The organism is Martinezella lusitana, assembly GCF_900094565.1.
Lineage (GTDB): Bacteria > Pseudomonadota > Alphaproteobacteria > Rhizobiales > Rhizobiaceae > Rhizobium > Rhizobium lusitanum.
On sequence record NZ_FMAF01000032.1, the window covers coordinates 63,321 to 70,578 of the forward strand.

The following is a 7,258-nucleotide window of genomic DNA, read 5'->3' on the forward strand; positions in this document are numbered from 1 at the left end:
TCTTCCTGGGTTCATCGATGCCCGCCATTGAAGATCAAAGCTTTAACACAGCCTCAACGCGAATGGGGAGAGCCTAACGCTTCGGCAGACCAATCGGTCGCAGATGCCGCCTCAGCGCTGCGATGCGGAAGATGGCGTTCGCCGCGCCATAGCCGCGATAGCCGCTGCGCTGGACGATCTCGAAGAAGAAGCCTTCGCCATAGGTCGGGCTGTAGAGCTGGAAATATTCGCCATGCTCGTCGCGATCGTAGAGAATATTATGTGCCTTCAGGCGCTCGGTGAAATCCGGGTCGAGGCCGAACCTGGCTTCCAGATCGTCGTAGTAATTCGGCGAGATCGCCAATGTCACGAAGCCGTTGGCCGAAAGGGCCGATGCCGTCGCGAAGATGTCGTCGGTCGCAAAGGCCAGATGCTGAATGCCCGAGCCGAATGTCTCGGCGATGAAATGACCCGCCAGCGTATTGCGGTTCTCCGCACCGTTCAACGTGATCCGCAACGTACCCGGGTCATTTTCGACGACCTGGCTTCGAACGACACCGGCCGGATCGATGATGTCGACCATCGGCGTCTTATGCGCATCGAGTATCGCCGTATAGAACAGCAACCAGGTCAGCAGCTCATCATACTTCATGCTCTGCGCGACATGGTCGATGCCTGTCAAACCTACCGGCTGCAGATCGGCACTATCCTCGACGGGGTCGAACTCGATCTCCCAGATCCGCCCGAGCGGGCTCTGGCGATCGAGGAAATAGAGGATGCCGCCGCCGATCCCGCGTATGGCAGGCATTTCGATCTCGCCGGGATCCAGCGACTGCTCGAAACGCTCGGCGCCGAGCGCAACGGCACGCGCAAGGGCCGCCTGCGCGTCGCCGACCCATAGGCCCATCGCATAGGCCGATTGCCCGTGCAGCGCATAGGAAGCGCCGGCAAATCCGCCTTGATCCGCATTGACGACCAGATTGATGCCTCCCTGCCTGAAGACATCGACGCGCTTGGTCTTATGGCGGCCGACATGCCGGAAGCCCAGCCCGCGCAGGCGATCGGAAAGGGCCGATATCTCGGCTTCATCGACGGTGAATTCGATGAACGCCACGCCCTCGACTTCGGCACGCGGCGGCATGGGCGCCAGCGTCAGGTTGCTGCCGCTTACGGCGCGGCGGACCTGATCGCCCAGATAGACAAGCGAGCGCCTGCCGTCGACGGCAATGGCCGTCGGCGAGCCGCCGCGGAACTGGTCGTTGAAAATCTCGAGCGAGAGATAGCCGTCATAGCCCGTCGCCGCTACCGCATTCATGAAATCGAGGACGGGCAGATCGCCCTCGCCCGGCATGTTGCGGAAATGACGGCTCCAATAAAGAAGATCCATGTCGATCAGCGGTGCGTCTGCAAGCTGGATGATGAAGATCTTTTCCTTCGGGATCGACCGGATCGAATTGACGTCGATCTTACGCGAAAGCGTGTGGAAGCTATCGAGGATGAGGCCGATATTTGGGTGATCGGCACGTCGGACAATTTCCCAGGCATCGCGGTGATCGTGAATGTGCCGCCCCCAGGCAAGCGCCTCGTATCCGACACGCAGGCCGCGTTTTGCCGCCCGCTCCCCAAGCTCGAAAAAGTCGGCGGCAGCACGGTCGATGCCGCCAAGCGCCGCCGAAGAGACGTTCGAGCAAACAAGCACAAGATCGGTGCCCATTTCCTGCATGAGATCGAATTTGCGCTCGGCACGATCGAAAGTGCGGCTGCGCAACGGCTCGGGCATGCCCTCGAAATCGCGGAACGGCTGAAAGAGCGTGATCTCCAAGCCATAATCCCTAACCATCTGGCCGACCTGGCGCGGCGATTCATCGAAGGCAAGGAAGTCGTTCTCGAAGATTTCGACACCGTCGAAACCGGCCTTGGCGATGGCGTGCAGCTTCTCTTTGAGATCGCCGCTGATCGAAACGGTCGCGATCGAGGTTTTCATTGTGTCATCCCATCCATTTGGCGATTTCCAACAAATTCATCCGCGATCGCGTGCCCCCGCTGCTGCTATGAGGTGCCAGCACAACGCACCGGCACCCGTTCATAGTCAGAGGGCGCGGTCGGCATGCGGCGTCGTAGCCGCGTATCGGCCTATATCCCTGCCGAGCTGGTCGATCGGTGTCCGATAGGTCTCTGTCGCCGTTGCCGCGGAAACGGCGGCAATGAGAGCGGTGATCGAGGTAAATGCTGCGACCGGCACCCAGCCCATCGGCCCGGCGCCCATTAAGGCGGCACTGATCGCAGGGGCGAAGCCGCCGAGCGCAAAACCGATCTGGGTGCCGACCGCCATGCCGGACAGACGCACGCGGGTGTCAAACATTTCCGCATAGAGCGCCGGCCAGATGCCGTTGGAGGCGCTGTAGACCACGCCCGAGAGCAGAATGCCGAGGACGAAGACGAGCGTGAGGTTGTTCTGGCTGATCGCCCAGATATAGGGCCAGATCAGAATTGCGCAGCCGACGGCGCCGAAGATGAAGATGGGCTTTCGGCCGATGCGGTCGGCCAAGGTCGCCCACAGCGGGATCGCACCAAGCGCCACGAGATTGGCGAGCACCAGCACGGTCAGCATGGTGGAGCGGTCGATATGCATGGTGTTGACTGCATAGGATAGGGTGAAGACGCTGAAGATCGTGCTGACGACCGAAATCAATGCGGCAAAGATGATGCGCAGGACATCGGCCCAATAGTTCGTCATCAGGGCGACCAGCGGCAGCTTGGCAACCTCGCCCTTCTTAGTCTCTTCAATGAAGGCGGGAGTCTCGGCCAGCGTGCGGCGAACCCAGAAACCGACGATGACGACGACGAAGCTCAGGAAGAAGGGAATGCGCCAGCCCCATGACAAGAGCGCGGCTTCGTCAAGCCTCCCCAGCGGTATGAAGACGAGAGTTGCAAGGATCAATCCGGCCTGCGTGCCGCTCAGCGTGAAGCTGGTGAAAAAGGCACGCCGATGCTCCGGCGCGTGCTCGAGCGTCATCGAGCTGGCTCCGGCCTGCTCGCCGGCGGCGGAGATGCCCTGCAGCAGTCGCGCCAGAACCAGAAGCATCGGTGCCAATATGCCGGCTTGATGATAGGTCGGCAGGCAGCCGATGATGAAGGTCGAAAATCCCATGAGCAACAGCGTGAAGGTGAGCACCTTCTTGCGGCCGAACTTGTCGCCGACATGACCCAGGATAACGGCACCCAGCGGGCGCATGATATAGGCAACGCCGAAGGTGGCGAACGAGGCGATTGCCGCCGTCTGCGGATCTTCCGCAGAAAAGAATATCTTTGGAAAGATCAGCGCCGCCGCCGTCCCATAAACGAAGAAATCGTAATATTCGACAGCACTTCCAAGCCAGCTCGCCAAGGCGGCGCGCTTCGGCGTTTTATGTTCGACTGGTGTTTTCATCATCGTTCCTCCCCAGAACATTTCCGTTTCGAAGACATGCCGCATCCCTGAGCGCAAGCTTCGGCCGGCACCCTCCCGCGTGACATCCAAGATTGTCTTGGCAGCCATGGACGCCACCCATGGCAGCGTTCGTCACTCCTCACGACAAATAATGTACGAACTAGTTCGTTTTGTAAAGTACCGCTGTTTGAAGCTGCTTGCCGGCCTATTTTTCCAGATTGATCCATGCAGGCTCCGCCCTTTTAATCGGGTAGGTTCCGGCATCGGAATAGCCGTCTATGCATATGATGTTAATCGCTTTTGGGGCGATACATAGGCGCGCGGTAAACGCAACGCACTATGGTCGCAGAGACACTTACGGGCGGTCTCTCCGGTTGGCTGACGATGATGTATCCCGGCTCTCGATTGGAGCGGCCCGAAACTTATTTCACACTCTGAGGTGCATCCGTAGCAGGCAGACGAACGAGCTTGCCTTCCTCCGCCTTGTAGAAATATTGGCTCGCGATCAACCAACCCTTCAAGGGCCGTAGCGGTGGAATGCAGGTCGCCAGCATAAAGGGGCCGGTCACCAGAAACTGAACCCAGATCGGTGCGGAATAGGCGACCTCCAGCCAAACACCAAGAAGTACGCTCGGAATGCAGGCGAAGCAGATGACGAAGAAGGCTGGCCCATCGGCCGGGTCGGCAAAGGAGTAGTCGAGCCCGCACGCCTCGCACTCCTTGCGCAGAGTCAGGAACCCGTCGAACAGACGTCCCTGACCGCAACGCGGGCAACGGCATCTCAGTCCGGTCTGCAGCGGCTTCAGCGGGGGATATTCGGTATCCATGGCAATCTCGCTTTCAAACGGTAAGTCAGCATTATGATGCATTCAATTTTGATTATTGCATGCATACAATGTAATTACAATGAAAGAGAATTGTTTGTCCATTCGTCAGAATGACGCAGCGTAAATAGAGCGGAAGCGGGCGCAGAGGATTGCGTGTGCCGCCCGCAGTCGCGAGCCGCCTGTCCATCGCAGCGTTCGGGAAGCTGAGCGAACTCAGAAAAATGAGGCTGCCATCTCCGGCGGGCCTTCCAGGGCATGCGCCATGAAATCCAGCGCGCCTTGCAATCTTTCGCGTGAAATCGGGCCGCCGAGGCAGACCCGCACGGCCTCGGGCGCTGTTCCGTCGACCGTAAAGACATCGCTCGCCACGACGCCGATGCCGGAGTTGCGCATGTGGCTGCCGAACGTGGAGCGCGTCCAGCCGTTGGTCAGCGGCAGCCAGATATTGAAGCTTATCGGATCGGCATTGTAGCTGCCGGCCGGCAGAATATTGGCCACCATCGCCTGGCGCGCAGCCGATTCCGCGCGAATGAAGCGCAGAATGCCATCGGCGGTGCCGTCCTCTATCCAGCGGGTTGCGAGCGCCACATTCAGCGGTGAGGCCATGACATTGTTGGTTCGCATGGCGCTGACGAAGGGCCATATGGCTTTCGTATCCGGCGCAACGACATAGGCGAGGCGAAGCCCCGCACCGATGCATTTTGCCAATCCGCCGATGTGCCAGGCCAGATCCGGCGCGATGGCCGCGATCGGCGGGGGACCATGCAGCGGAATGAAGCCGTAGGCGTCATCCTCGATGACCGGCACGTGGTATTCGCGAGCAATCGCCGCAATCGCCTCGCGGCGTTTCTCCGGAATGGTCAACGTCAACGGATTTTGCAGCGTCGGATTGAGATAGAGCGCCTTCGGCTGCAGCCGTTCGCAGGCCTCGGCGAAGGCGTCCGGCAGGATACCCTCTTCATCCATCGGAAGGCCCGCGAGATTAAGCCGGAGCTGGGCGGCAATCGAACGCATGCCCGGATACGTAATCCTTTCTGACAGCACCGCCTCTCCGGGCTTGGCAAGCAGACCGAATATGGCGAGCAGGGCCGGATGCGCTCCTGGCGTTACGAAGATGCGCTCCTGCGACGGCACAAGCCCGCGGCGGCTGAGCCAGGCGGCAGCCGCTTCCTTGTCCATGCTCGAGCCGCCGAAACCCTGATAACGCAGCAGTGAAATGAGATTGGTCGCCACCGCGGACATGCCTTCGCGCATGCGGGCAACGAGGTCCGGATCGTTCGGCTCCGGCGGCAGGTTCATCGAGAAGTCGACCATCGAGGTGCGGCGCGGATCGGGCGCCGCATCTGACACGAAGCCACGGCGCTCCTTGTCGGCGCCACCGGTCACGAATGTGCCGCGACCCACATGGGAATCCACCAACCCGCGCTTCTGCGCCTCGACATAGCCTCGCGCCACCGTCGTGAAATCGATATTGAGGCGCTTCGCAAGCTCGCGCTGTGGCGGCAGCCTGTCGCCCACCACCAGAACGCCGCTACGCAGATCCATTTCGATCAGGTCGGCAATGGCGATATATCGGGGATTTGAGGAGCGGCTGAGATCGGGATGCCAGTTCTTCATTTCATGCTCCGCGATGATGATCGGACGGGGAAAGAAATCCAACCGACATTGATCGTATATTGTTGCATGCGGCTCACGTCACGCGAAAACATCGCGTCCACTTTGTGGGCGACGAATGACCAAATGCCGCAGCTGGCATGTCGACGCCACGCTCCGTTCAGCGAGAGAACCATACAATTGAATGCACCAAAAACTAGATTGATGGTATTTCCGCACAGTAGGTTTGCGAAAACGCCGCTCAGACGGCGGCAGTCCCGGGGCAGCCCGGCGCGAGCCGGGATGCCATTCCTGCTTGGCCGGACAACGATTTGGCGTTGCCTTGATAGTCATTGCCCCTTTTGGGAGGCTTTCTCTTTCGCCTGATCGTCGACGAGTTCATACCACATGGCATTGAGGACAGCGAAAGCGGCGGCCAGAGGAAAGCCGAGAAGCCAGGCGAAGTACCACATGCGGATTCTCCTTGAAGGTTAGTAGGCGTGACCGCCCTTGTCGTTCACCGTCTTCTCGTCGACCTTGCCCCACAGCACCCGATAGACCCAGGCAGTGTAGAAAAGGATGATCGGCAGGAAGATGCCCGTGACGACGAGCATGATGAACAGGGTCAGGTGACTGGACGAAGCATCCCAGACCGTCAGGCTGGAGCGCGGATCGAGCGACGACGGCAGGAGGAAGGGAAACATCGACAGACCCACCGTCGAGATGATGCCGAGGATGGCAAGCTTGCTGAACAACAGCACGGTCACTTCACGCCGGGCCAGCATGGCAAGCAGGGCGGCGGCCGCGCCGACGAAACCGAGAACCGGCGCGATCATCATCCACGGATGCGTACCGTAGTTGACAAGCCACGCCCCTGGACTGTGCTCGACGGTCTTGAGCAGCGGATTGGAAGGGCCGGCCGCATCGATGGCGCTGGAAATGCGATAGCCGTCGATCCCCGCCCAGAGAAACAGGCCGCCCAGCGCAAAGAGAACGATCACGGCCACAGCCGCCAGACTGCCATAGCGACGAGCACGCTCCGCAACGACACCGTCCGTCTTGACCTGAAGCCAGGCTGCACCGTGCATGGTGAGCATGGAGACAGAGAGAAGGCCGCAGAGCAGCGCATAAGGGTTCAGAAGCGCGAAGAACGACCCTTCATAGTAGATGCGCATGTCGTCATCGAAGCGGAAGGGCACGCCCTGCAGCACATTGCCGACCGCCACGCCGAAGATCAGCGAGGGAACGAAGCCGCCGATGAACAGCGCCCAGTCCCAACCGGCCTTCCAACGGGCGCTTTCGCGCTTCGACCGGTATTTAAAGGCGACCGGCCGCAGGATCAACGCAAACAGGATGGCGAACATGGCAAGATAGAAGCCGGAGAAGGACACCGCATAGAGCGGCGGCCAGGCGGCGAAGATGGCGCCGC

6 protein-coding genes are annotated in these 7,258 nt (G+C 60.2%); all 6 read right to left on the reverse strand.

From position 1 onward, the window contains the following. Positions 1–73 precede the first annotated feature (73 nt). Complete coding sequence (locus GA0061101_RS33265; protein ID WP_047640652.1) at positions 74–1,963, reverse strand: bifunctional sugar phosphate isomerase/epimerase/4-hydroxyphenylpyruvate dioxygenase family protein; 1,890 nt, start codon at positions 1,961–1,963, stop codon at positions 74–76. Positions 1,964–2,068: 105 nt separating this feature from the next. Beyond that, positions 2,069–3,409 carry an MFS transporter gene (locus GA0061101_RS33270; RefSeq protein ID WP_037197551.1) on the reverse strand — a complete coding sequence of 447 codons (1,341 nt, stop codon included), beginning with the start codon at positions 3,407–3,409 and terminating at the stop codon, positions 2,069–2,071. A gap of 422 nt (positions 3,410–3,831) precedes the next feature. Continuing rightward, entirely contained in the window at positions 3,832–4,236 is a 405-nt protein-coding gene (locus GA0061101_RS33275) for a DUF983 domain-containing protein (protein ID WP_037197368.1), read from the reverse strand. A gap of 213 nt (positions 4,237–4,449) precedes the next feature. After that, complete coding sequence (locus GA0061101_RS33280) at positions 4,450–5,853, reverse strand: aminotransferase-like domain-containing protein (protein ID WP_037197549.1); 1,404 nt, start codon at positions 5,851–5,853, stop codon at positions 4,450–4,452. 326 nt (positions 5,854–6,179) lie between these two features. Further along, positions 6,180–6,302, reverse strand: a complete 123-nt coding sequence (gene cydX / locus GA0061101_RS33285; RefSeq protein ID WP_037197367.1) for a cytochrome bd-I oxidase subunit CydX — start codon at positions 6,300–6,302, stop codon at positions 6,180–6,182. A gap of 18 nt (positions 6,303–6,320) precedes the next feature. Further along, a partial coding sequence (gene cydB, locus GA0061101_RS33290; protein ID WP_092576695.1) for a cytochrome d ubiquinol oxidase subunit II occupies positions 6,321–7,258 on the reverse strand: 938 nt, incomplete at its 5' end.

Coding starts and splice junctions, on each gene's coding strand:
- cydX (WP_037197367.1), bottom strand. CDS start 6,302: ATGTGGTACTTCGCCTGGCTTCTCGGCTTTCCTCTGGCCGCCGCTTTC.
- GA0061101_RS33270 (WP_037197551.1), bottom strand. CDS start 3,409: ATGAAAACACCAGTCGAACATAAAACGCCGAAGCGCGCCGCCTTGGCG.
- GA0061101_RS33265 (WP_047640652.1), bottom strand. CDS start 1,963: ATGAAAACCTCGATCGCGACCGTTTCGATCAGCGGCGATCTCAAAGAG.
- GA0061101_RS33275 (WP_037197368.1), bottom strand. CDS start 4,236: ATGGATACCGAATATCCCCCGCTGAAGCCGCTGCAGACCGGACTGAGA.
- GA0061101_RS33280 (WP_037197549.1), bottom strand. CDS start 5,853: ATGAAGAACTGGCATCCCGATCTCAGCCGCTCCTCAAATCCCCGATAT.